The sequence below is a fragment of the Paenibacillus sp. S-38 genome (genome assembly GCF_049942825.1).
GTDB lineage: Bacteria > Bacillota > Bacilli > Paenibacillales > NBRC-103111 > Paenibacillus_G.
In genome coordinates this window covers 5,699,719-5,723,002 of record NZ_CP187970.1, presented here as the reverse complement: position 1 = coordinate 5,723,002, position 23,284 = coordinate 5,699,719, and the positions used below count along the sequence as shown (strand labels likewise).

The 23,284-nt window shown below is 59.2% G+C and carries 19 protein-coding genes; 9 read left to right on the top strand and 10 right to left on the bottom strand.

Annotation, left to right across the window (positions count from 1 at the left end):
* Positions 1–55: 55 nt before the first annotated feature.
* Positions 56–583 (top strand): divergent PAP2 family protein, encoded by a 528-nt coding sequence (locus ACP26L_RS25120; protein ID WP_426447408.1) that lies wholly within the window; start codon positions 56–58, stop codon positions 581–583.
* Here the strand turns inward: ACP26L_RS25120 and ACP26L_RS25115 are convergent.
* From ACP26L_RS25115 to ACP26L_RS25095, 5 genes are all read right to left on the bottom strand, one after another.
* Positions 552–2,189: an ATP-binding protein gene (locus ACP26L_RS25115; RefSeq protein ID WP_426447407.1), complete on the bottom strand. Its 1,638-nt coding sequence runs from the start codon at positions 2,187–2,189 to the stop codon at positions 552–554. The two genes, ACP26L_RS25120 and ACP26L_RS25115, sit on opposite strands and share 32 nt — an antisense overlap.
* Before the next feature lie 278 nt (positions 2,190–2,467).
* Positions 2,468–4,171: a methyl-accepting chemotaxis protein gene (locus tag ACP26L_RS25110; RefSeq protein ID WP_426447405.1), complete on the bottom strand. Its 1,704-nt coding sequence runs from the start codon at positions 4,169–4,171 to the stop codon at positions 2,468–2,470.
* 449 nt (positions 4,172–4,620) lie between these two features.
* On the bottom strand, positions 4,621–4,854 hold the full coding sequence (locus tag ACP26L_RS25105; RefSeq protein WP_426447403.1) for a DUF3892 domain-containing protein: 234 nt from the start codon (positions 4,852–4,854) through the stop codon (positions 4,621–4,623).
* A 118-nt stretch (positions 4,855–4,972) separates the two neighbouring features.
* A complete protein-coding gene (rocF, locus tag ACP26L_RS25100; RefSeq protein ID WP_426447401.1) occupies positions 4,973–5,887 on the bottom strand; it encodes an arginase in 915 nt (304 codons plus the stop codon).
* A 432-nt stretch (positions 5,888–6,319) separates the two neighbouring features.
* Positions 6,320–7,060, bottom strand: coding sequence for an MBL fold metallo-hydrolase (locus ACP26L_RS25095; protein WP_426447399.1), 741 nt, complete (start codon positions 7,058–7,060; stop codon positions 6,320–6,322).
* A gap of 482 nt (positions 7,061–7,542) precedes the next feature.
* Between ACP26L_RS25095 and ACP26L_RS25090 the strand changes: the two genes are divergently transcribed.
* Both ACP26L_RS25090 and ACP26L_RS25085 read left to right on the top strand, forming a co-directional pair.
* A complete protein-coding gene (locus tag ACP26L_RS25090; RefSeq protein WP_426447397.1) occupies positions 7,543–8,157 on the top strand; it encodes a stalk domain-containing protein in 615 nt (204 codons plus the stop codon).
* 106 nt (positions 8,158–8,263) lie between these two features.
* Entirely contained in the window at positions 8,264–8,557 is a 294-nt protein-coding gene (locus ACP26L_RS25085; protein ID WP_013917654.1) for a DUF1292 domain-containing protein, read from the top strand.
* Between the two features lie 202 nt (positions 8,558–8,759).
* Here ACP26L_RS25085 and ACP26L_RS25080 read toward each other — a convergent pair whose 3' ends face one another.
* Entirely contained in the window at positions 8,760–9,179 is a 420-nt protein-coding gene (locus ACP26L_RS25080; RefSeq protein ID WP_426447395.1) for a DUF1885 family protein, read from the bottom strand.
* A 139-nt stretch (positions 9,180–9,318) separates the two neighbouring features.
* Here ACP26L_RS25080 and ACP26L_RS25075 point away from each other — a divergent pair, with 139 nt between their 5' ends.
* The gene (locus ACP26L_RS25075) at positions 9,319–10,182 is read left to right on the top strand and encodes a Cof-type HAD-IIB family hydrolase (RefSeq protein ID WP_426447393.1); all 864 of its coding nucleotides are present in this window, start codon (positions 9,319–9,321) and stop codon (positions 10,180–10,182) included.
* 21 nt (positions 10,183–10,203) lie between these two features.
* Here ACP26L_RS25075 and ACP26L_RS25070 read toward each other — a convergent pair whose 3' ends face one another.
* Together ACP26L_RS25070 and ACP26L_RS25065 are read right to left on the bottom strand one after the other, a co-directional pair.
* On the bottom strand, positions 10,204–11,496 hold the full coding sequence (locus ACP26L_RS25070; protein ID WP_426447391.1) for a stalk domain-containing protein: 1,293 nt from the start codon (positions 11,494–11,496) through the stop codon (positions 10,204–10,206).
* Positions 11,497–11,678: 182 nt separating this feature from the next.
* Entirely contained in the window at positions 11,679–13,154 is a 1,476-nt protein-coding gene (locus ACP26L_RS25065) for an aminotransferase class I/II-fold pyridoxal phosphate-dependent enzyme (protein ID WP_426447390.1), read from the bottom strand.
* Positions 13,155–13,427: 273 nt separating this feature from the next.
* Here ACP26L_RS25065 and ACP26L_RS25060 point away from each other — a divergent pair, with 273 nt between their 5' ends.
* Positions 13,428–14,606, top strand: coding sequence for an MFS transporter (locus ACP26L_RS25060; protein WP_426447388.1), 1,179 nt, complete (start codon positions 13,428–13,430; stop codon positions 14,604–14,606).
* Positions 14,607–14,896: 290 nt separating this feature from the next.
* Here ACP26L_RS25060 and ACP26L_RS25055 read toward each other — a convergent pair whose 3' ends face one another.
* The gene (locus ACP26L_RS25055; protein WP_426447386.1) at positions 14,897–15,460 is read right to left on the bottom strand and encodes a GNAT family N-acetyltransferase; all 564 of its coding nucleotides are present in this window, start codon (positions 15,458–15,460) and stop codon (positions 14,897–14,899) included.
* Positions 15,454–16,149 (bottom strand): TetR/AcrR family transcriptional regulator, encoded by a 696-nt coding sequence (locus ACP26L_RS25050; RefSeq protein ID WP_426447384.1) that lies wholly within the window; start codon positions 16,147–16,149, stop codon positions 15,454–15,456. Before ACP26L_RS25050 ends, ACP26L_RS25055 begins: the two co-directional genes overlap by 7 nt.
* 385 nt (positions 16,150–16,534) lie before the next feature.
* Between ACP26L_RS25050 and ACP26L_RS25045 the strand changes: the two genes are divergently transcribed.
* The 4 genes from ACP26L_RS25045 (at position 16,535) to ACP26L_RS25030 (ending at position 23,004) form a co-directional block, all read left to right on the top strand.
* Positions 16,535–18,178, top strand: a complete 1,644-nt coding sequence (locus ACP26L_RS25045) for an extracellular solute-binding protein (protein ID WP_426447382.1) — start codon at positions 16,535–16,537, stop codon at positions 18,176–18,178.
* 107 nt (positions 18,179–18,285) lie between these two features.
* Positions 18,286–19,248, top strand: a complete 963-nt coding sequence (locus tag ACP26L_RS25040) for an ABC transporter permease (protein WP_426447380.1) — start codon at positions 18,286–18,288, stop codon at positions 19,246–19,248.
* A 27-nt stretch (positions 19,249–19,275) separates the two neighbouring features.
* A complete protein-coding gene (locus ACP26L_RS25035; RefSeq protein WP_426447378.1) occupies positions 19,276–20,157 on the top strand; it encodes a carbohydrate ABC transporter permease in 882 nt (293 codons plus the stop codon).
* Between the two features lie 390 nt (positions 20,158–20,547).
* A complete protein-coding gene (locus ACP26L_RS25030; protein WP_426447376.1) occupies positions 20,548–23,004 on the top strand; it encodes an AraC family transcriptional regulator in 2,457 nt (818 codons plus the stop codon).
* Positions 23,005–23,284 lie beyond the last annotated feature (280 nt).

The window sequence follows — 23,284 nt, the reverse complement described above, 5'->3', positions numbered from 1 at the left end:
TGGAAGGCATAGAATCGGGGGCAGCTTCGGATGCTAAATCCGGGGGTGATGTGTAATGAACAGGGCGTTATGGACGTCCATCGCCGGGATCGGCGCCGCGCAGGCGCTCAAAGTCCCGATGAAGCTTCGCCAGTCCGGTCGGATCGAGTGGAAGGATCTGTTCGGCACCGGAGGGATGCCGAGCTCTCATTCGGCCGCGGTTGTGTCGCTTGCCACCTATGTGGGCCTCAAGAAGGGCTTTGCTTCCATTCCGTTTGCCTTGTCCACGATACTCAGTCTGATCGTCATGTACGATGCGATGGGGATCCGACGGCATGCCGGATTGATAGCCGAAGAAGTGAATGACATCGGTGCGGCTCTGCTCAAGCTTACGAACCCGATGATGCGGGAGGCGGGGGACAAGCCCAAAGAGGAGCTGGAAGAAAGCCTGGGGCACCTGCCTGAGGAGGTTTTGGGCGGTGCCCTCTTGGGAATGGCTGTCGGTTGGTTGAGTTACGCCTCCGAGAGGCGTCATGATCCGATGCAGCAGGCTGCCGAGCTGTGGAACGGGCTTATACGGAAATCGTTGGCCGGCTTGTCGTGATCAGCGGCTCGCTCGGACGCGCATCTGCTTCCGTCAGCGGAAGGGTAATGGTGAATTTGGTGCCGAGGCCGAGGACGCTTTCGACCTCGATGACCCCCTCATGGTCCTGCACGATCTTATGGCAGATCGAGAGGCCGAGCCCGGTGCCTGAATCTTTGGTCGTATAAAAGGGAATGAAGATCTTGTCGAGCTCCGTTTCGGGGATGCCTTTGCCGTTGTCGGCGATCTCGATGACGGCCATCCCGTCACGGGCCGCGAGGTGAATATCGACCATCCCCTGCTCCGGCATGGCCTCATAGGCGTTTTTGACGAGATTGAGCAGCAGCTGCAGCATCTTATCCTGATCCATCAGCATCCGGAGATCTTCTTCGGGATGTACAAAATGGATCGAGTGCCCCAGCCGGGTGGACTCCGACTCCAGCAGCTGGATGATCCGGTAGATGCATCCTGTGATGGACTGCACCTTGTACTGAGTGACATGGGGCCGGGAGAACTGCAGGAATTCCGCCGTCAGCATGCTCATCCGGTTGATTTCGTCCATGATGAGGTCGTACCACGGCTCCACATTGTAGTCCCCCGCTTTGGACAGCTGCAGGAAGCCCTTCACCGTCGTCAGCGGGTTGCGGATTTCATGCGCCATGCCCGATGCGAGCTCCCCTACGACACGCAGCTTCTCGCTCCGCAGCATATGCTCTTCCCGCTTCAGCCAGCTGTCCCGCTTCATCAGATATAAGTTGTGTTCGGCGACCAGAATCAGGTCGTCTTTGTGCTGTCCTTCCTGGGGAAAGCAGGCCATTCCGAAGTTCACTTCGATAGCCGCAAGCCTGGGAAATTCGGAGGCCAGCAGCTGGGTCATCCGCTGGGAGCTCTCTTCCATATCCTCCGCCTGGATGACCAGCGCGAATTCGTCTCCTCCGTAGCGGGAGATGAGACAGGCGTCCGGGAACATAATCCGCAGCAGCTGCGCGGCCTGCTTCAAGATGCGGTTTACTCCCTGGAAGCCGTTCGTAGTGTTCAGGGATTTAAGGTCTTTGCAGTCGATCAGCACAAGAATGAAAGGATTCTTGGCCCCGGCAAGCAGCTCAAGCTGCCGGTGGAATTCCTGGAAGTTATAGAGACCGGTGAGCGCGTCGTGGGTACTGAGATGCTTTTTCTCATTGCTCAGGCGCTGTTTTTGTTTCTCAATATCGTGAATGTAGCTGCGGAAGAGGAAGGAGAGCGCCAGGCAGCTTGCAGCGGCGAACAGAATGAGCAGGGCGGTGTCACGGTGCATCGGCGTATGCGTTAGCGTGACCGCTGAGAAGGCGGCCATCAGGGAACCGTTTACGACCATGGCCGCCCATAGGCGGTGGAGCCGGTAGGCCAGGAAGCTCATGTGCAGATAATAGAGCACGAGAATCCACCATGTACCGCTGAAGAAGTGAAAGACGACAAGCAGGACCAGCTGCAGTCCCTGGAACGGCAGGCCGGGCTGCTTCTTCAGAAGGGAGAGAGCATACACGGATGCGGCAAGGACCAGCAGCAGAGGATTCGGCGATTGATCGTAGAACATGGAGGACAGACAGACTGCACCTGTGTAGAGGAAAAAAATCCATTTCGCGTTCATTTGGTACTCCAACTCCCGGTGTTGTGTATTCTTTGTTCGCGGTCAGACCTTAGGTACCTGTGTTCGATCGGCTCCGGTACGAAGGGGCTGCGGGGATGCTGGAGATTCTTGGGGATGGAGGGCACCCGTACCTTATACTTTAACAAAAATTCTGTGCGAAGCGATAAAATCCTGCCAGCATCTCCCTGTCAAGCACTTTCTTTTTTGGCGGGGCGAGCCGGGCCCCATCAAAATGAAAAGCCCTGTACGCTGAGGATGCGCATAGGGCTGGAATCGTCTTACACCCGGAACCGGGACAAAGTATGCTGTAGTTCTTCGGCAAGCTGGGCGAGGGAGCGGGCGGAGCCGGCGACCTCCTCCATTGTGGAGAGCTGCTCTTCACTGGCGGCCGTGGTCTGCTGGACGCTGGCGGCACCCTGTTCGGAGACGGAGCTCAACTGCTCCATCGCTGCCGTGATATGGGCCGATTCCGCTGCTGCCGTACGGATGGCGGCATCGACGGCGCGCACCTTCTCGCTTACGCGGCGGATGGCCGCTTCGATCGACTGGAACGCTTCGGACACGGCTCCGCTCTGCTTCACGCCTTGTTCCACACGCTCGGCGCCACGGTTCATGGACTCGACCGCCCGGAGGCTCTCCGACTGGACGCCGGTGATAATGTCGGCGATCTGCTTGGAGGATTGGGAAGTGGCGTCAGCCAGCTTACGGATCTCTTCGGCTACGACGGCAAATCCGCGTCCGGCCTCTCCGGCCCGCGAAGCTTCAATGGATGCGTTCAGGGCAAGCAGGTTGGTCTGTCTTGCAATCTCGTTGATCGTGGTAACGAACGTGCCGATCTGCTCCGTCCGCTCCCCGAGGGTCAGAATGCGCTGCTGCGTCTCCGACACACTGCTCTCGATCTCGCCCATCTGGCGGAGAATCGAGCTCACCGCGTGGACGCCCTGATCAGCTGCCGAGGAGGCGGTGCCTACAAGCTCGGACATTTCGGCGCCGTTCTCTTCAATATCGGTAAATTTGAGGTGCATGCTCTCCACAGATTGGGAGGCTGTGAGCACGGTGCGGACCTGGGTGTCGAAGCCGCCGGCCATCTCGCTGGTAGCCGATGCGATCTGCTCCGAGGCCCGGACGGTCTGCTCGCTGCTCGCCGTCAGCTCTTCCGCGGAAGCGGACAGGGTCATCGCCTGGTCGCTGATCCGGTTGACAAGCGTGCGGAGCCCGCGCACCATCGTATTGAACGAGCCGGTCAGCTGCCCGATCTCATCTTTCGATTCGTAGGTGCCCTGCACGGTCAGATCGCCGCTTTCCGCCTGAGCCATCAGCTCCTGGATGGAGCGGAGCGGACGGGTGACCAGCCGGGAGATGTAGGCCCCCATAGCAAGGAACAGGAGAGTGGACACGACGACCGCCGTAAGGTTGAGCCGCTGCACGCTGACAGATAATTGATAGGTATCGGCGTTTTTCTTCTCAGCATCCTTCTTCAGAACATCGGACAGTTCCGAGAGAGTAGTGTTCAGATTCTCGCGCAGATTCGAAGTTTCGTTGACATAGATCGAGTAGGCCTCCTCGTTCAGGTTGCCCATGGCGAGATTAACGACTTTCTTCGTGGAGTCGGAGTAACCGGGAATTTGCTCTTTGTATTTCCCGAGAGCCTTTTGCTGCTCGTCCGATTTCAGCATCGATTCGAGCTGGGACGTGAGCTCCATGTTTTGTTGGATGCGATCCCCAATATTCTTGTTCAGGCTCTCGTTCCTTGCCTCATCCGTCGTCAGCATGAGCTCAAGCACAGAGGTATCGATGGCCCGGTTGTTAATCCGGATCTGAGCCGTCGTAGAGATGGCCACCAGGTTGTCTCCGTACATAGAAGAGGAGGCATGGGACATGTTGTTTGTTGCGAAATAGCCGTACCCGCCGATGCCGAGAATAATCAGAATGGACATGGCGGTAAGAATGAGCAGCTTGACACTGACTTTAAGGTTCTTCATCGGTATCCCCCTGGAATGAATGTTGAATGAAAAATAAATGTTGAATGAAAGCGACGGTGAAGCCGCCTGGTACTGCCTGCTGCCCGTTCAAGCTTGGCAGCATGAAACAGGCTCATGCATAGGTTTATCGACAAGGAGGGGGAGATGATGAAGAGGCGGAGGAAGGGAGTAACTGGCGGCTCCGCGAACGAATGGGAAAAGGTCATCGGATGAAAACATGGAAGGGCCGCCCTCTCGGTAAGTCGGCAGCAAGTTCCCGGCCTGAATGTCGGTGGTGCCAGCTAAGGTAAGGTTCTTAGGAAGGGATCGTGGTGAAAAGAGCCTGCAGCGGTCAGGGGAGAGCACACGGGAGAGTAAGCAATGGCGGCAGGGGAGAGCACAAAAAAACAGCCGGAAGGATCGCTTCTCCTTCCGGCTGCCTGTACAGAACCGCAACGCTGGCCCAAGGGCTAGAAGCCCGGCAAGTTATCGAGGTTGTTGCTCGGGTCGCCATCGGCATTGGAACGCAGGTGCTCGTCACCGTCACGTCCACGGAACACGTTCAAGCCGGCGATCTGCCCGTTCTTCGTCATGGCCTGGGCTTCGAGGTAATCGACGACCTGGCCGCTGGACAGCTTCAGTTCCACAATATCGCCGTCGCCGTTCTTGCGTACGGCTACCACTTGCTCTTTAGGGGATTCCATAGGTATCGCCTCCTGGTAGAGTAGCATGCCCAGGTTCTCTCCGCTTTATGCCGGGACTTGCGGACGGTACGGCTGGATCTGTTGGTGCCCGGAAGAGGCGTGACTCTCCCTCTTCTTATTATAATATACGCTGACCGAGCAGCGAGCCCATGAGCTCGGCGGCCAGCCGGGCGGTCTTGTTATCGGTATCGAGCACCGGGTTCACTTCCACGACCTCGGCTGAGCGGACGAGGCCCGATTCATGCAGCATTTCAAGCGCACAGTGCGCTTCGCGGTAGCTCAGTCCCCCGCGCACGGGGGTGCCGGTGCCCGGCGCTTCGCCGGGGTCCATGCTGTCGATGTCGAAGGAGACGTGAATGCCGTCCGTTCCGGTGCCTGCGGTCTGCACGGCTTCTTCCATGACCCGGGAGATGCCCAAGCGGTCGATCTCGTGCATGGTGAAGCAGCGGATGCCGAGGGAACGGATCAGCTCCTTCTCCCCCGGATCGAGCGACCTGGCGCCGATGATGACCGTGTGCTCCGGCTTGATCTTCGGGGTAATGCCCCCGATCCTGACAAGGCGGTCATGACCGAGACCCAGGGCGGCCGCAAGGGACATGCCGTGAATATTCCCTGACGGGCTGGTCTCCGGGGTGTTCAGGTCCGAATGGGCATCGAACCAGATCACTCCCGGATTCTTGAGATGCGGGGTGATCCCCGCCACCGTACCGATGGCGATGCTGTGGTCTCCCCCAAGGACGAGCGGAAAGCGGCCCCTGCCGAGGATTCCCCTGACGGCCTGCGCCAGCAGCTCGTTCAGCCCGGCCGTCTCATCCAGGTGATGAAGGGTGCCCGCGTACTGGAGGGCCGTGTCCAAAGACCCTGCCTGCGGAACCGGAAACGGCTGCAGCACTTCCACCTGGAGTCCGAGTCCCCGCAGCCTGCGCTCCAGTCCGGCTTGGAGGATTGCATGCGGCCCGAGGCGTACGCCCCTGCGGCCGGCCCCCAGATCAAAGGGGACACACAGGATGGAGATGTCCTTTACTGCGCTCATGATACCTAACCTCCTGTCAAACGTGGGTGGATCGGGCGGCCTAAGATTTCGCACGTGTGCTAATCGGTCGAAGCCTCCACTGCTGCTAGTCTATTCGGGCGGGCAGAGGGAAGAGACATGTTTGTTAGAATGAAGGCGCTTGCGAAAGAAAAAAGGGCTGTCTGCATCTCATGGTCATGCCATTGTATGGAAGATGCTGGGGAGGTGTGCATGCCGATAAGCCCGATTTGGGGATCGGGCTTGCAGATGGAGTGCGATGCGAACGACCGGGCTGGTTCGGCAGGGATGGGCATGCCGAAAAACCCGATGGGGGATCGGGCAGGAAGAGGGCAGTCCGGTATAGGCATGAAGAGGAAGGCTGGATTCCCATGACCGACCGTGATCGGGCCATTTCAGCGGGTCCGGTATGCTGGGGATGAAGGGGGGCTCCGCCTAGTCCAGCGGATAGACGCGGCCCTGCTCCATGAAGGCCATCCGTCCGGTACGGCCAATATAATCTGGCATGCTGTCGCCGTAATGCATGAGCAGCACCTTCCCCTGCAGGTCCTCCGGCAGGGTAAGCAGATCGTCCAGCGAGGCGTGGACGGTACCCGGGGAGAACAACTGGCAGTCATGAAGAATGTGCCGGATTCCCTGGGCGTGGAGCGAACGCAGCAGTCCCGCATCGAAACGAGCGTCTGCGCTGTAGAATACCGAATCGTTCAGCAGGATCGAGTAGCTGGCTTTGTTTGGAATATGAGCTGTCCGCAGTAGCTTCAGGCTGAGTCCGCCGAATGGGGCGTAGGGCACGCCCTCCTGCAGCGGGATGACCTCAAAGTAATCATGAAGCCCGGCGAGCCCGTCCTCCCGGTTCTCGAGACCGCCGCGCAGAGAGTGGTTCCACAGCACATCGACGAGGGTGTCTGCGATGAGGAGCTTGATTTTGCGCTTGTGAATGTAGAGCAGCCGGAAGGCGAGCTCCTCTAGCCCGCCGATATGATCCGCGTGGATATGGGAGATGAGCACCGCGTCCAGCGAATCCAGCGGGATGTCGAGGGCATGGAGCGCATGGGGGGCGGTCACGCCGCAGTCGATCAGCAGACGCCCGTCCGGTGTGTTCAGCAGGGCATTATTATTGAAGTATTTTTTTGCAAAAGCACTTCCCGTTCCGATCATCCGGATCGTCAGACTCAAGGGGTTTCCTCCGCTCTCTATAGACTTAACTTGTTAACGGCCTCGCGGCCTCCATATCCTGGTTTCGTATTTCAGGCCGGATGGGAGCTGCATCTTACACTCTCCGTTTACTTTTGTTTCCAGCGTTTTTTTCTTACGCTCCATCTTACCTGCCAGGCCGCATTCCTTCAATGAGAAATTTACCACAAAACGGACGATATCACGATGGTTCTTCCGTTTTTTTTATGGGAATATTACCCGGGAAAACGTAAAAAACGTCAAAGATCGACAAAACTCACCGAATCCTCCGGTGTCCCAAGCCCGACGGATGTAATATAGGATTACCATATTTTGTTGGACCAAGCCCTAAAAGCTCGGATACCCACTAGATATAGAGGGGCTTCCAAATTATTTTAACGAACTTCTTCCGAATGTGCGCAACTCTTGGGGGCTGCGGGAGTATAACCTAGCAGACATGCCAAAGATGATGGAGGTTGCTCGAAATGAAAGTGCCGCGCTTGCTGACGCTGGTGCTGTCGTTATCCCTGTTCGGGACGGCGGGGGCAGTGGCCAGCTCCTTATGGGGCGATTACGAAGGCTTCTCGAAAGCCAAGGTGTTGATTAATGATGCGGAACAGTCCTTCGGTGAGAATGAGGCGCCCGCTTTTTTGATTAAAGGAAGTACGGTGTTCCCGGTCCGCGTCCTGTCCGATTCGCTGCAGGCGCTGGTGAAGTGGGATGACGCGAACAAGACCGTTGCGATCTACAAGCCGAATGTTCACATGTTCGTCGCGAAGAAGATCAGCAACGATTATTCCATCGAGCAGCCGTTCGGCAAGGTGAAGAAGGGCGACAGCCTTGAATTTGCGGTCGTGGCGCAGGTGGATTCCCTGGTGACGCCGATTACGGCGTTCAAGCTTTCGATCGTATCCCCGAGCGGACAGGAGGTTCAAGTTCATGAAAAGCCGGTGATCGGCCAGCGCGAGAGTTTCTGGTACACGTGGCCGTTCGATGTAGCCTTCGACGAAGCCGGCAGCTACAAAGTGAAGTTCGCGATCCAAACCGAAGAGGGCGGGGCATACACCGTCGTATCGGAGAAGACGATCGCGTCGGAATAAGGCCAAGGCCGCCTTGCTTTAGGCCTGTCTTCATTGACTTGTGCGGATGGCCCATGGTACGATACGGGGGAAGCATTCAATTTAATGACGAAATGAGGTTTTCCCCATGAGCGATCACATCCATGACGCTTCCTGCGACCATGATCATGAAGATGATATTTTTATCGTAACCGACCAAGACGGCGTCGAGCATGAGATGGTGATGGTATATACCTTCGAAGCGAACGACCGTGCTTATGCGGTCCTTCTTGATCGCAATGACGTGGAGGCTGACGGAGTCATCTTCCGCATCGAGGAAGAAGACGGTGAAGCTTTCTTGGCAAGCATTGAAGACGAAGAAGAGTGGGATCGCGTTGTTGCTATCTACAATGAGATTGTAGAAGAACAAGAGCAGCCCTAACTGATATGGTCTGCCAGACCCTTCTTGTTCACGCATACGTGAGCAGGAAGGGTTTTTCGTGCAAATCGGGAAGCCCGTTTATCATGGAAGAGGAGGCGGTTTCGGGGACGGAGCGGAGGATGCATGCCAAAAAGCCCTGCTTCTGACGTTCCGCAGCCGGATGTCGTAAGCGGGGCTGGGGCTGAACCGACAAGCCCTGATGCTATTTGCGTGGATTGAAGTACATCGTCCGGCCGTTGAACAGGTGCAGCTCCGCTTTCCACAAACGGCCGAAATACTTGCAGAATTCGTTGCCCTTCGACTTGTCGCCGTGGGTGGCGCCGTCGGGGAGAACGACCTGTACATAATGGCGCTCGCTGTCACCGGCCGGCTCCGAGCCGATGCCCATCACGATGTATTTGTAGAGCGGATTCTTGCCTTTGAGATAAAACCAGCGGTGCTCGCCCTCGGATTTCTCTTCGATGGCATAAGGGAATCCCGCATCGTCGTATTCCCAGCCGAGCTGCCGTCCGGTCTGCGCGAGCTGGCCCCGGTAGTGCTCCAGCTGGGCCTTCAATTCGTCAAGTGTCAGGGTGGAGCGGGCGGAACCGTCAACGAATTTGATATACGCGCTTTGCGCCATGATCAATGCACCTGCCTATGAATGGACTTCGAAAAGTTCTTCCAGCACTATGCTTCGAACGTGCTCAAGCATCATCATAGCATTCCCCCAGGGGGAAATACAACCAGTCTCCGGGCAGGAAGGCCGGGAGGCCGGTTCTATGCCGGAGAGAGAGGATAGGGTCATGGATACGAACAAGTTTGCCGGCTACCTGCTGGTGACGGATATGGACGGAACGCTGCTCGACAGCGAGAAGCGGATCTCTCCGGAGAATGAGGCGGCGATCCGGCGGTTCACCGAGCAGGGAGGCCGATTCACGCTTGCAACAGGCCGCATCGCGGCTTCGGCGAAGCCTTACGCCGACCGGCTGCCGCTGAATGCGCCGGCGATTCTTTACAACGGCGTGGTCATTCATGACTTCCGGCGGGGTGAGAACGTATGGGAGCAGACGCTCCCCGCATCGTGTGCGGGTGTACTAGAACGTGTGAAGATGAAGTTTCCCGGCATCGGCATCGAGATTTATCCTCAGGGGGCGGACATCCCCTACTTCCTGCAGGACAATCTCATGACGGAGCGCCACCGCCGGATCGAAGGATTCCCGGAGAGACCCATCACGTCGCCAGGTGAAGCACCGGGACCCTGGAGCAAAATTCTGTTCGCCTGGGATCCCGAGCTGCTCGACGAATACACGGATACGATCGTCGCGCAGACCCAGGGGGCCGAGATCGAGTGGGTCCGCTCCGACGACAGGTACCTGGAGATTCTGCCTTACGGGGCGACCAAAGGCCACGCGCTGGAGCGCCTGATGGACATGCTGGACATTCCGCGGGAGAATACCATTGCGCTCGGCGACCATCTCAACGACCTGGAGATGATCCGCCGGGCCGGCGTAGGCATCGCCGTGGCGAATGCCCACCCGAACCTGCTGAGCGTGGCGAAGCGTCACGGCGTGCATCACAACGAGCATGCGATTGCCGACGCCGTCGCCTGGCTCGAGCGGCGTATCGACGGGGAGGATGCCTAGGCGGCAAGCGCTGCTCGCGGCTTAATGCGAGGAGGGCAGCGCCGGCAGGTGATCTTCGGTCAGCAGCCAACCGGCCGGAAGCTCCGGAAGCGGCCGGCCCAGTGCCGCCCCGAGCCTGCTGCGCAGGGCGGGGTCGAGCGGCAGGCGGCTGATCAACCCGCCGTCTACGGCAAGCTCCGCTTCGCGCTCCGCGGAGCGGAGGAACAGCCGGATGCTGTGTTCGTACAGAGGAGAGCGAGGATCAGATAGATCCTCGAAGCTTCCGGTACGTACAAGGGCATCGGGCTCTTCGGCATGCGCTGATTCCGGGTGCGCTGCCGTAGGGATCCGGTAGATGAAGCCTTCGGAGCCTAGCTGCTCCATCACCAAATCGGGGCCGTCCATGCGGCCGGAGACCAGCTTTAGTGTCAGCTTGGCGTCCGCTGCGCTGGCGAAAGGGACGCGCGGGGACAGCTCCACCGTCCCGTCCGCCCAGGCCGCTACATAGCCGAGCTGCTCCGCAGCGGGGCGCAGTGGGACGTACAGCTCGCCGCGGAGCAGGAAGGGCTCTTCGGAGGAAGGCAGCTCCGTGCCGTCGAATGTCATCCGGGTGCCGGGAAAGAATGGAATGCCGGCATCCGGAGCGTTCTTATCTTCCAGATAGGGGGCGCCCCCTTCCGAAGACATGGCCTTACCGGTGCTGCGGAAGCTCACCGTGTTCTCCTCGGGCAGCCAGTCTGCGGCCAGCCCGAGCGATTCGCGGTAGAAGGAAAGCGGCAGATAAAGCGAATGATCGTAGATCACCGGGATGCCTTCCGGAGGCAGCATTCCTTTTTCGCCATAGATTCGTACGTCGGGCCTGTAGTACAGGAGCCGTGCCGATTCGGGATGAGCCGCGGCCGACGCAGGGTGGTGAAGGCCTGCAGGTGCCGGACCGCCGGGAGACGGGGGCGCTTTCATATCGAAGATCGAAATGCGGTGAAGAAGACCATTCGTGCGGTGAGAGTAAAACAAGTACCGGTCACCGGCGGCCGCAGGAGCTCCGCACTGGTCGCTGTCCAAGGCTGTCAGCACGGTCAGGGGCGCTTCGCCTTTGAAGGCGGGGCTTTCCGGAGCCAGGGTGAGCTGGCGCATCGGATAGCCGCCGTAATAGACTTTCCGGTCCGAGATTACTTCGGCCGTGAAGACGGCATCGGCTTCCATAAATTCCTGCTCGGGAGCAGGGAACTCCCCTTTTGAACAGGCGTAGGCTGACTCCGGAGGAATCGGCTGAACCGCGGCGAGCAGGCTGCTGAGGAGAAGTGCTGTGCGGATCGTGCGGGAGGGGAGCTTCATAAGGACATCCTTTCTGTGTGCAGACGGTGGCTGGACCGCCTGCGGAGCTGTTTTGATTACCAGACGGATTCCGCCCCTTCCGAGTTGCGCTTGCACGCAGCTGCATCGTACAAAAAAACAGCACCCGCTCCCGTTGCCATTGAACGGAAGAGCGGATGCTGCAGGGACAGAGGGAGTTGGGCTTAGAAGATCGCCGGTGTCTCCACAATGACCTTGACGAATTCGATGCTGCGGTCTTCGGGGCCTTTGACCGGGAGGCCGACTTCGACGTGCTCGGTGATGTAGTCGATGAGCTCCTGCGAGATGACCTCGCCCGGAAGCAGGATCGGAATCCCCGGCGGGTAGACATAGATGAATTCCGCGATGATGCGGTCGGCGGATTCCTTGAACGGGATGATCTCCGTATCGCCGTAGAACGCGTCGCGCGGTGTCAGCGTCAGCTGCGGGATCTTCGGGTTCTTGATCACCAGCTCGTTCGCCTGGCGGACGTTGTAATTCTCCTCGGACAGGCGGCGCAGCGCGGTGAGCAGCGTTTCGACGTTATCGCGCGTATCCCCCGGTGTAACCAGGCAGAGAATGTTATACATGTCGCTGAGCTCCACTTCGATGTTGAACTCGTCGCGAAGCCAATTCTCCACCTCGTATCCCGTGATGCCGAGATGGCGGACGTGGATGTTCACCTTCGTCGGATCGAAGTCGAAGGTGGCCTCGGTCCCGAGAATGTCCTCCCCGAAGCAGTACAGCCCCGGAATGCGGTTGATCTCGGTGCGCGCATAATTGGCAAGCTCAATCGCCCGGTCGGCCATGGCCCGTCCGTTCAGCGCCAGATTGCGGCGGGAGGTGTCGAGCGAGCCGAGCAGAATGTAGGAGGTCGAGGTCGTCGTCAGCATGGAGATGATCGTCTTCGCGCGGCGCACGCTGACGCGGGTTCCCTTGATGTTGAGCACGGAGCTCTGCGTCATGGAACCGCCGAGCTTGTGTACGGACGTGGCGGCCATATCCGCGCCCGCTTCCATCGCGGACATCGGCAGCTTCTCGTTGAAGTGGATGAGCACGCCGTGCGCTTCGTCCACAAGCACCGGAATGTTGTAGCCGTGCACGATCTCGACGATCTCCTTGAGGTTCGCGCAGACACCGTAATAGGTCGGGTTGATGACCAGCACGGCCTTCGCGTCCGGATGGCGTTCAAGCGCCCGCTTCACGGAGCTGGTCGTGACGCCGTGCTCGATGCCGAGGTTCTCGTCGCGCACCGGCTTCAGGAAGACGGGCTTCGCCCCGGCGAAGATGATGGCGGCCATGACGGATTTATGCACATTGCGCGGAACAATGATCTTGTCGCCCTGCGAGCAGACCGTGAGGATCATGGTCATGATCGCGCCGCTCGTGCCCTGGACGGAGAAGAACGTATGATCCGCCCCGAAGGCTTCGGCGGCAAGCTGCTGCGACTCCTCGATGACGCCGGTCGGCTGATGCAGGTCGTCAAGCGGTGCTATATTGATCAGGTCGATGGACAGCGCGTTGTCGCCGATAAACTCCCGAAATTCCGGGTCCATGCCGACACCTTTCTTATGTCCTGGAATGTGAAACTGTACCGGGTTGCGTCCGGCATGCTCCTTCAGTGCGGTGAACAGGGGAGTTTTCGTTTGATCCACGGTCATCCCTACCCTTCGTGTGCGAAATTTGTTGGAAAAAAGCAAACAAACTGAGTATAGCAAAATAGGACGAGGATGCAAGCGGTTTTCAGAAATCGTTACGAAACTTTTGGGTGAGCTCAAGGTTTGTCGATTTTGTTAATCTTCAGGACGCGTGTTTCACTCGCTTCTCAAGATATGGTACGATAACAGGGACCCCGCACCTGTTTTTGGCACCGCTCGAAGCGGCCGGGGGCATGACCCTCTACCTATCCTCCTTTGAAGGGAACCTGCACACATATGAATAAACAGCTTGGTGTCGTCATGATTCTCTTGATGACGATTTTTATCGGTTTTGGCATTATCATCCCCGTCCTGCCGGATGCCATAACCGGGTCAGGGGCGAGCAGCTTCCACCTCGGGCTGCTGCTCTCGGTGTACTCGCTCGCCTCCTTCCTCATGTCGCCCTTCTGGGGCGGCCTGTCGGACCGGATCGGCCGGCGTCCGCTGATCATGACCGGAGCGCTCGGCTTCAGCCTGTCGTTCTTCCTGTTCGGCATCGCAGGGGACAACCTCGTGCTTATGTACCTCTCGCGGATTCTCGGCGGCCTGTTCTCCGGCGCGGCGACAGCCTGCGCGGTGGCCTACGTTGCGGATATCACTTCGGAGGAGAACCGGACGAAGGGCATGGGCCTGGTCGGGATGTCGATCGGCCTCGGCTTTATCTTCGGCCCGGCCTTCGGAGGCCTCTTGAGCGGCTTCGGCACCGAGGTGCCTTTCTTCGCCGCCTCCGTGCTGGCCTTCGCAACCTTCGTCTTCGCGTTCTTCATGCTGCCCGAGTCGCTGACTGAGGACAAGCGCCGCAAGCCGCAGGAGCCGAAGGTTTCGCGCTGGAAGGCCTTCGACGGGCCGCTGAAGTACCTGTACGTGCTATCGTTCTTCGTCTCATTCTCCTTAGCGGGGCTAGAGGCGACGCTGCTGCTCTTCCAGCGGGACAAGATCGGCGCCGACGCGCAGCAGCTCGGCATCATGTTCGCCGTCAGCGGCATTGTCGGCGCCCTGATCCAGGGCGGCGTCGTGCGCCGGCTGATCAAGAGAGGGCAGGAGTCCACGGTCATCGGCATCGGACTGGTGCTGTCGGCGGTCGGCTTCGTACTCATCCTATTCTCGACGTCGCTGCTCACCGCATCGATCTATCTGAGCGTCTTCGCGGCGGGCAATGCGCTGATCCGCCCGTGCGTCACCTCGCTTATCACGCAGAAGACGAAGGTGGGGCAGGGGGTGGCTTCCGGCCTAAGCTCGTCGATGGACAGCCTCGGCCGCATCACCGGCCCGCTGCTCGGCGCCGGCGTGTACGATTACAGCCACAACCTGCCGTTCTACTCCGGCGCTCTGATGTCGGCTGCGGCCGTGTTCCTGCTTTTCCGCTTCATCGCGGCGGACCGGGCCGAAGGCGGGCGTCTGCGCCAGACGGCTTAGCGCTGCTGCTGGCCAAGGCCTCCAGCACCAGGGAAGTGTGCAGTCATGCAGCTCTTCTGCAGGCATGCTCAAAAAGGCTGCCCTGCCACCGGATTCATCCGGTCGGCGGGGCAGCCTTTTTGGGTTGATTTTAACTTGGAATCCTTGGGGACGGGGGCGGCGGAAAAGAGACACGGCAAGCACGCAGGGGGGGCGCTGGAGGCAGGCCGGAACGATCCCCGTACGGGTAACCCGGAGTGCTTGGACACTTGGCAGCGGCACGCCAGCAGCGCCCGCGGGCGGGAAGCCGGCTACCCGGCGGTGCTTCGCCGCTCCCTCCACTCCTCCGCGGTGATGGCATAGATCCGGTGGTCCTCCCAGACGCCGGCGATGCGCAAATACCGCTGCGCGAGGCCCTCGAAGCGCATGCCGTTCTTCTCGGCCACACGCTGCGATCCGAGGTTGCGCGGCATGATGCCGGCCTGCACCCGGTGCAGGTTCGCATGCTCGAAGGCGAACCTCAGCGTCAAGCCGACGGCTTCGGTCATCAGGCCGCGGCCGTTCCACCGCTCGGCAAGCATGTAGCCGAGGTTGGCGTTCTGCCACGCCCCCCGCACGATGCACGAGAGGCGGACCCGCCCGATCAGCTCGTCCTCCGGCGTGAAGATGCCGAAGGAGAAGCTGCCGCCCTGCTCCTGCTCGGCGAGCGACTGGGCGATGAGCTCCTTGACGGCTTCCCGGGTATAGGAAGCCTCGTCCTGAACGGGCTCGAACGGCTGGAAGAACTCCCGGTTCTCCGTCTTCAAACGCCACAAGGCATCGCTATCGGAATGGAGCAGAATGCGTGTATAGACCGCGTGTCCCTGCATCAGCATGGCGGCTGCTCCTTTCCCCGGGAGCCGGCGGACAACCCGTGCATAATGAAGTTCACACAGATCTCAAGCTCCTCTTCCTCGTCCCAGTCGAGCTCAGGGAAGAGCATGAAGCGGGTGATCAGGAACCCGACCACGACGGAGACGGTCAGACGGACCACGGTGAAGGCCGGCAGGGCGATGAGCTGGCCCTGGGCCTGGAAGTGGTGAATCACTTTTTCGACCCGGACATACACTTCCCTCATCAGCACCGCCTTAAATTCCTCGCGCAGCTCGGTCTGAAACGGAATCTCCTGCATAAGGATACGGATCACCGGCAGGTGCCGGCGCACGAAGACGAGCCGGTTGCGGACCAGCGCCCGCAAAAAGTCGTCATAGCCGGCGTACCGGGCTTCCAGCACGGGAGTGAAGTCGCGCAGCACGAACGGGGCGACGAGCTTGGCCATGGTGGGGCCGACGATCGACAGAAGAAGATCCTTCTTCGTCTTGTAGTGGCGGAAGATCGTGCCCTCGGCCACCCCGGCCTTCTGGGCGATCTCGCTGGTGGAGGCGGCGGAGTAGCCCTTGACCGAGAAGATCTCTATGGCTGCCTGCACGATTTTGAGCTGTTTTTCCGTCATGGCTTTGCCGGATTCTCCAAGCTCAAGCAGCTGCTGCAGCCAGGCATCCTCTGCTGACGGTTCGTTTGACATGGGAGGCACCTTCCTTCTTGCTGCCGGATGGCTGATATTCTATAGTATAAAACAAAACGAGCCAAGAGTGTGAGTAACCGCTCATTCAGAAGCATCCGTGGAAAGAGACGACCGGGATTGCTCGTGATTTCTTTATATTTAAACGTTTCAATCATAAGAAGAAGCGGTATCCTTCAGAACGGATAGCCCGGATTCACGAATTTATAAGGTCGCTCTGAAGAATTCGCAGTTCACAGGGAAGCAAGTGCCGGCGTATGATGCAGCCATGACATCAGGGGAACGACGCAGAGCTCTTGCCACAGCTAACTGTAAGCGGTTTATTTCGAAACCACGGGCAGCATCCCCACCGTAAGGGGCGGGATCGAACAAGGGAGGGTACACTCGGATGAAGCAAACGAACGGAAAGCACCCACGGAGCAGACAAATAACAGCGGGTGCGGCAGCAATGGTATTGACGGTACTTGCGGCGGGATGCTCGGGCGGGAGCCCGGAGCCTGGCGGTGCGGCCGCCCCGGGTGGAGGCAAGGAACCGGCCAAGCTGACAAGCCTGACCTATTGGACCGGCATGGCGACACAGGTGGCCGCCACGATGAAGAGCTATAACGAGATCGCCATGTACAAGGAGCTCGAGAAGAAAACGGGTGTGAAGGTCGAATTCCAGCATCCGCCGCAGGGGCAGGAGAAGGATCAGTTCAACCTCATGATCACGGGCGGCAAGCTCCCGGATGTCATCGAGCATTACTTTATCAATGACTATCCCGGAGGTCCCGAGAAAGCGATCAAGGACGGCAAGATCCTCAAGCTGAACGATTATATCGACAAGTACGCGCCGAACCTGAAGAAGGTGCTCGACGCCAATCCCGAGATGAAAAAGCAGGTCACTACCGACGAAGGCAGCATTTGGGGCTTCCCGTTCCTCCGGGGGGATAAGGCACTTCAGGTATATCAGGGGCTTGCGATCCGCAAAGATTGGCTCGATAAGCTGGGCCTCCAGGTTCCGACGACCATTGACGAGCTCTATACCGTGCTCAAGGCGTTCAAGGAGAAGGATCCGAACGGCAACGGCAAGGCGGACGAGATTCCTTATCTCATGCGCGCCTTTACGCCGGCCACCGGTGAGCTGAACTCGTCTGCTGCGATCCTGGGGGCCTACGGCATCTCCTACGGCTTCCACCATGAGAACGGCCAAGTGAAGTATGGGCCGATCGAGCCGGGGTACAAGGAGTACCTCACCCTCATGAACAAGTGGTACAAGGAGGGGCTGCTCGACAAGGATTTTGCGGCGACGGACAACAAGCTGCTCGATGCCAAGATTACAGGGAACCAGCTCGGCGTGACCGTCATGAACACGGGCGGCGGGATCGGCAAATACATGAATCTCATGAAGAGCAAGGATCCGAACTTCAAGCTCGTCGCGATTCCATATCCCGTGCTGAAGAAGGGGGATAAGCAGCTTTGGGGGCAGATCGATTTTATTTTTAACGGCAAGGCGGCATCGATCTCTTCTACCAACAAGAATGTCGAGGAAACGGTCAAGTGGCTCGATTACGGCTATTCCGAGGAAGGGCACATGCTGATGAATTTCGGCATTGAGGGCGTCAGCTACAAGATGGAGAACGGCTATCCGAAGTTTACCGATCTTGTCATGAAGAACCCGGACGGGCTGCCGGTGCAGCAGGCGATGGCCAAGTATGCGCGCTCCTCGTGGGACGGCATGTTCGTGCAGGATAAGCGGTACCTGGAGCAGTACGCCGAGCTGCCGGAGCAGAAGGAGTCGCTGAAGGTGTGGGCGGAGCCGACGAACGAACGACGGATGCCGCTGGTCACGCCGAACCGTGAAGAGAGCGGCAAGTATGCATCGATCATGAGCGACATCAACACGTACCGCGACGAGATGTACAGCAAGTTCATCATGGGCGTGGAGCCGCTGGAGAACTTCGACAAGTACGTGCAGACGCTGAAGGGCATGGGACTCGAGGAAGCGATCAAAATCCAGCAGGCTGCGCTCGAGCGCTACAATAAGCGGTAAATGGGGCTTTTACCTTAAGAAAAGAGTGCGGTGGATGGAGGGCTGGCAGGCGCGGGCGGGAGACCTGACGTCTGCCTCCGCACCCACACACGGGAGGAGGAGAAGGGATGGCGATGATGGAAGAGAAGCTGGCCAGCGCGGCCAAAGCCCGTACCAAAGGCGGCCTTCTCCGGCGAATGGGCAGGGACCTGCGGCGCAACCGGGTCATCTATCTGATGGCGCTGCCGGTGCTGCTCTATTACGGGGTGTTCGAATACGGACCGATGTACGGTCTGCAAATCGCCTTCAAGGACTACAGCCTCGGGGACGGGATTCTCGGCAGTCCTTGGGTGGGGTTCAAGCATTTTCAGGAGTTTTTCGAGTCGTTCTACTTTTGGCGGCTGATCCGCAATACGCTGCTGCTTAGCCTGTATGATCTTTTGTTCGGCTTCCCGGCGGCGATTGGGCTGGCTCTGCTGCTCAACGAGCTCCGCGTGCAGTGGTTCAAGCGGACGATCCAGACGGTGACGTACCTGCCCCATTTTATCTCCATCGTGGTCGTGGTGGGGATGATGGTCGACTTTCTGGCGCGCGACGGTGTCGTGAACCAGCTGCTGATGGTGCTCGGCATGCCGGAGACGGCTTATATGCGGGAGCCGGACTGGTTTCGCTTTCTCTACGTGGCATCCGGGATCTGGAAGGAAGTGGGCTGGGGCTCGATCATCTATCTGGCGGCGCTGGCCGCGATCGATCCGACGCTGTACGAGGCGGCGAAGGTGGACGGCGCGGGACGATGGAAGCAGGCGCTGCATATCACAATCCCGGGCATCATGCCCACCGTGATCATTCTGCTCATTCTCAAGATGGGAACGATGATGACCGTCGGCAGCGAAAAGATTCTGCTGATGTACACGCCGCTGACCTTCGAAACGGCCGATGTCATCTCGACATTCGTCTACCGCAAGGGGATTCTCGAATCGAACTACAGCTACACGGCGGCCGTGGGCCTGTTCAATGCCGTGATCGCGTTCACCCTGCTCGTGGTCTCGAACAGCCTCTCGAAACGGCTGACGGACACGAAGCTGTGGTAGCTCCCGAAGATAAAGGAGGTGTGACTTATGCTGAACCGCCGGACCTGGGAAGAGCGGATGTTCGACGGCTCGAACGCGCTGTTCATGGTGCTGCTGAGCATCCTGACCCTGTATCCGTTCCTCTATGTGGCTTTCGCTTCACTGAGCGACCCGGCCTCGCTGATGCAGCACCGGGGGCTGCTCCTGATGCCCGAGGGCTTCTCGCTTGACGCCTACAAAGCGGTCTTCGACAACCCGATGATTCCGGCAGGGTACCGCAATACGCTGTTCTATGTCACGGCCGGCACGGCCATCAATCTTTTCATGACCTCGCTCGGCGCCTATGTGCTGTCGCGAAAGGGACTGTATTTCCGCAATGCGATGATGTTCTTCATCGTCCTGACGATGTTCTTCCAGGGCGGGCTTATCCCGACCTACCTGCTCGTGAGCTCGCTCGGCATGATCGACACGCCTTGGGCGATGCTGCTGCCGGGTGCGATCTCGACCTGGAACCTCATCATTATGCGCACTTCGTTCCAGGCGGTGCCGGTGTCGCTCGAGGAGTCGGCGCGCATCGACGGGGCGAACGACTGGACGATTCTGTTCCGGGTCATTATCCCGCTGTCGCTGCCGGTGATCGCCGTCATGATCCTGTTCTACGGGGTCGGCCACTGGAACGCCTGGTTCGGGGCGATGCTCTACCTGCGCGACAGGGAGCTGTATCCGCTGCAGCTGGTGCTGCGCGAGATTCTCATTACGAACTCGACCGACAATATGACGACCGGCGCCTCCTCGCTGGATAAGATTCCGATCGGGGAGACGATCAAGTACGCGACGATTATCGCAGCGACGATTCCGATCCTGCTGCTGTACCCGTTCCTGCAAAAATATTTCGTCAAAGGCGTCATGATCGGCGCGATTAAGGAATAGCGGCGCTGCGGGAGGAGGGCGGAATTCCGACAATCCACGATGGTCGAGGCGCGATGAATGGGTTAGAGCAGCGGACGAAAATAAGCAGTTGACGAATGTAGGGCGGACGGAAGGAATTCGGGAGCTGGGCGCGAAATAGGATTAGGAAGAAAGCGCTTGCGCATATGCTGTGCGCAGGCGTTCCTGTTCTTGGATCCGTAAGCATTCGCAGCTGGTCTGTTTGAAACTACCTTGACAAACGCGCACCGTCCTTCGTGGACGGCGAAGCCGTTTATCCTGGAAATTACAGAAGGTATAACTCGCAAGCGCTCGTTTCAGCCATCTGTAATTTATGATAAACGGGTACAGTCTTATGTAGAAGACGGCAGCCGTTTACGTTAGGAGGTCCCCATGATCCCGAAGCTCATCCGTCTTCCGTCTTTCGTCTGGAACCGCAAAAGTGTTTTTCTGACCCTGCTTAGTTCTTATCTGCTTATCTTTCTGCTGCCGGTGTCCATCGGGATGGTCCTGTATTCCAAGGTGGAGGGCATGATGATGGAGCACGCAGAGCGGGCCAATACGGCCCTGCTCGATCAGCTGCGGCAGACGCTGGACGTGAGGCTGCGGGAAGTGGAGCAGGCGTCGCAGCGCATCACCCTGAACCCGAAGCTGCAGGGGCTGCTCAACAGCGACGGGTCGGAGGCGCCGGAGGATGCATACAAGCTCGTAGAATTTATGAAGGACCACCTGGCCCAGGACCGGGGAAGGGGCACGCTGATCAGCGATGCCTATTTGTATTTCGGGGCGTCGGATACGATCCTGTCGTCGAGCGCGCGCACGGATACCCGCACCTTTTTCGAGCGGATTTACCCGGTGGAGGGGCTGTCCTACGTGGATTGGAAGCGGCAGGTGCTGGATTCGTACCATCATCGTTCGTATCTGCCGGCCAGGCAGATTTCATCGAGCGATGTGGGCCGGCGCACCATGCTGACTTATGTGCAGTCGCTGCCGCTGGTGGAGACCAAGGATATCAAAGGGGCGCTCGTGCTGCTGCTGGACGCCGCACCGGTCCGCTCCATGCTCTCCCAGGCGGCGGCGGGCGGAGGCCGCGTGTTCATCGTGAATGCGGACGGGGAGCTCGTACTCGGCTCGGAGGAGGACGAGGCTCCGGACAGCGGTCTTCTGGAACGGATCGGCGGGGGCTCCGGCCGCTTCGAGCTTACGGATGAGCACGGACGGGAGCACATTGTGACGTATGCCCGCTCCGATCAAACGGCGTGGCGCTATGTGCTTGTGCTCCCGGAAGACCTGGTGCTCCGGAGCCTGCAGACCTTGAAGGCTTGGGCGCTCGGTCTGCTGCTCCTGTGCCTGCTCGGCGGGGGGCTTGCCGCCTACCGGATGGCTTACCGGAACTCCTCGCCGATCCGCGAGCTGGTCGGCTTTATCCGCAGCAGCCGGGCTCAGGTGGGAGGGGCTTGGGACGTAGAGCTCGGCGAGTTCGAGCTGATCCGCGAGACGATCGAGGTCAGCCGCGAGGAGGAGCGGCGGCTGCGGGACAAGCTGGCCGGGCAGACGCCGGTGCTGCAGGCGAATTTTCTTCAGCGGCTGCTGCGCGGCGAGGTCGATCCCGGAGCGGTCACACCGGAGTCGCTGCGGTTCATGCAGATGAGGTTCGAATCGGACCTCTTTGCCGTGCTGTTCGTACGCGTCGGCGATATTCGGGAGTTCGGCGGCGAAGCATCGGAGCGGCAGTGGGCGCTCGTGCGCTTCATCATCTCGAACGTCTGCCGGGATCTGCTGGCAGAGGCCCATCACGGGTACACCGTGGAACTGGACCGTACGACGATGGGCGTGCTCGTCAACTTCCTTCCGGAGAAGGCGGAGAAGGTGCAGGGAGCCGCTGCGGTGAGTGCGGGAGAAGGGGCGAGGCGGCCTGAGCGTGACGGGGGGCGGCAGCCGGATGAGCGGACCGCCGGCCGGCTGGAGGATGAGCTCCTCGAGGCCGCGGTCACCCTGCAGCATGTCATGCGAAGCCGCTTCGGAGTACAGCTGACCCTGGGGGTAAGCGGCATCCACGAAGGCCTCGGCCGGATCGGCGAATGCACGCTGGAGGCGGCAAGGGCGGCCGATCACCGCATTGTCAGCGGTGCGGATACCGTCATCCGCTTCTCCGACCTCCGGGAGGAGGAGCATCACTATCACTACCCGATTGAGCTGGAGGTTCAGCTTATGGGGGCTGTGAAGAGCGGCGATGCGGAAGGGGTGCGGCGGCTCCTGGAGAGCATTTATGCACTGCATTTCGGCTCCCGCCGGATTACGCCGGAGATGGGGCGGTGCCTCTTTTTCAATATGGTGAGCACCCTGCTCAAAATAGTGAACGGCATGAGCCTGCAGCCGGCCGATATATTCCCGGGCAGCTTCGATCCGTTCAAGAAGCTGTCGCTGTGCGAGACAGCGGAGGAAATGCATGCGGAGATCTCCGGCCTGTTCCTCACCCTCTGCCGGTACATGAAGGCCCGCTCGAGCGACCACAGCCAGCTGCTTCTGCAGGCGATCCGCGATCACATCGAGGAGCGGTACGGGGACGGGGGGCTCAGCCTGACGTCCATTGCCGATGCGTTCCACATTACGCCGCAGTACTTGTCGGCTTTCTTCAAAAAGCAGCAGGGCGAGAACCTTACCGATTACGTGGCGAAGGTGCGGGTCGGACATGCGAAGAGGCTGCTGCGGGACAAGCGGCTGACGGTGACCCAGATCGCGCATCAGGTGGGGTATGCCGCCGATATCGGGCTGATCCGCGTGTTCAAGAAAATCACCGGTACCACGCCGGGAAAGTACCGCGAGACCGCCGGGGAAGAGGCGCTTTAAGGAAGAAGAGGTGCAGGGAAGGGATGCCGGAGGGGAGGAAGGCTCGGGTCTACTGAGTAGAGAGGAAGGTCTCTCTTGATCGGAACGGCGTTTATTCAACGTCAGTGCGAGCTTTTCAACAAGGATAAGCATGCAGCTGCGGGTGGTTTTTTCCAGCTCTATGACGGTTGGTACTGAACATCGCGCCGCAGAACGGATGCTTGAATTCTGGGCGCGGAGCTTGCCGCATGAAATGACACCCGGTGGCTCTGCCGGCCTACGTTTTTTCATTGACAGGTGA

Bases quoted from the DNA above. Each gene is read 5' to 3' on its own strand.
- ACP26L_RS25120 (WP_426447408.1), top strand. From the start codon at position 56: ATGAACAGGGCGTTATGGACGTCCATCGCCGGGATCGGCGCCGCGCAG.
- ACP26L_RS25115 (WP_426447407.1), bottom strand. From the start codon at position 2,189: ATGAACGCGAAATGGATTTTTTTCCTCTACACAGGTGCAGTCTGTCTG.
- ACP26L_RS25110 (WP_426447405.1), bottom strand. From the start codon at position 4,171: ATGAAGAACCTTAAAGTCAGTGTCAAGCTGCTCATTCTTACCGCCATG.
- ACP26L_RS25105 (WP_426447403.1), bottom strand. From the start codon at position 4,854: ATGGAATCCCCTAAAGAGCAAGTGGTAGCCGTACGCAAGAACGGCGAC.
- rocF (WP_426447401.1), bottom strand. From the start codon at position 5,887: ATGAGCGCAGTAAAGGACATCTCCATCCTGTGTGTCCCCTTTGATCTG.
- ACP26L_RS25090 (WP_426447397.1), top strand. From the start codon at position 7,543: ATGAAAGTGCCGCGCTTGCTGACGCTGGTGCTGTCGTTATCCCTGTTC.
- ACP26L_RS25085 (WP_013917654.1), top strand. From the start codon at position 8,264: ATGAGCGATCACATCCATGACGCTTCCTGCGACCATGATCATGAAGAT.
- ACP26L_RS25080 (WP_426447395.1), bottom strand. From the start codon at position 9,179: ATGGCGCAAAGCGCGTATATCAAATTCGTTGACGGTTCCGCCCGCTCC.
- ACP26L_RS25075 (WP_426447393.1), top strand. From the start codon at position 9,319: ATGCCGGAGAGAGAGGATAGGGTCATGGATACGAACAAGTTTGCCGGC.
- ACP26L_RS25070 (WP_426447391.1), bottom strand. From the start codon at position 11,496: ATGAAGCTCCCCTCCCGCACGATCCGCACAGCACTTCTCCTCAGCAGC.
- ACP26L_RS25065 (WP_426447390.1), bottom strand. From the start codon at position 13,154: ATGACCGTGGATCAAACGAAAACTCCCCTGTTCACCGCACTGAAGGAG.
- ACP26L_RS25060 (WP_426447388.1), top strand. From the start codon at position 13,428: ATGAATAAACAGCTTGGTGTCGTCATGATTCTCTTGATGACGATTTTT.
- ACP26L_RS25055 (WP_426447386.1), bottom strand. From the start codon at position 15,460: ATGCTGATGCAGGGACACGCGGTCTATACACGCATTCTGCTCCATTCC.
- ACP26L_RS25050 (WP_426447384.1), bottom strand. From the start codon at position 16,149: ATGTCAAACGAACCGTCAGCAGAGGATGCCTGGCTGCAGCAGCTGCTT.
- ACP26L_RS25045 (WP_426447382.1), top strand. From the start codon at position 16,535: ATGAAGCAAACGAACGGAAAGCACCCACGGAGCAGACAAATAACAGCG.
- ACP26L_RS25040 (WP_426447380.1), top strand. From the start codon at position 18,286: ATGGCGATGATGGAAGAGAAGCTGGCCAGCGCGGCCAAAGCCCGTACC.
- ACP26L_RS25035 (WP_426447378.1), top strand. From the start codon at position 19,276: ATGCTGAACCGCCGGACCTGGGAAGAGCGGATGTTCGACGGCTCGAAC.
- ACP26L_RS25030 (WP_426447376.1), top strand. From the start codon at position 20,548: ATGATCCCGAAGCTCATCCGTCTTCCGTCTTTCGTCTGGAACCGCAAA.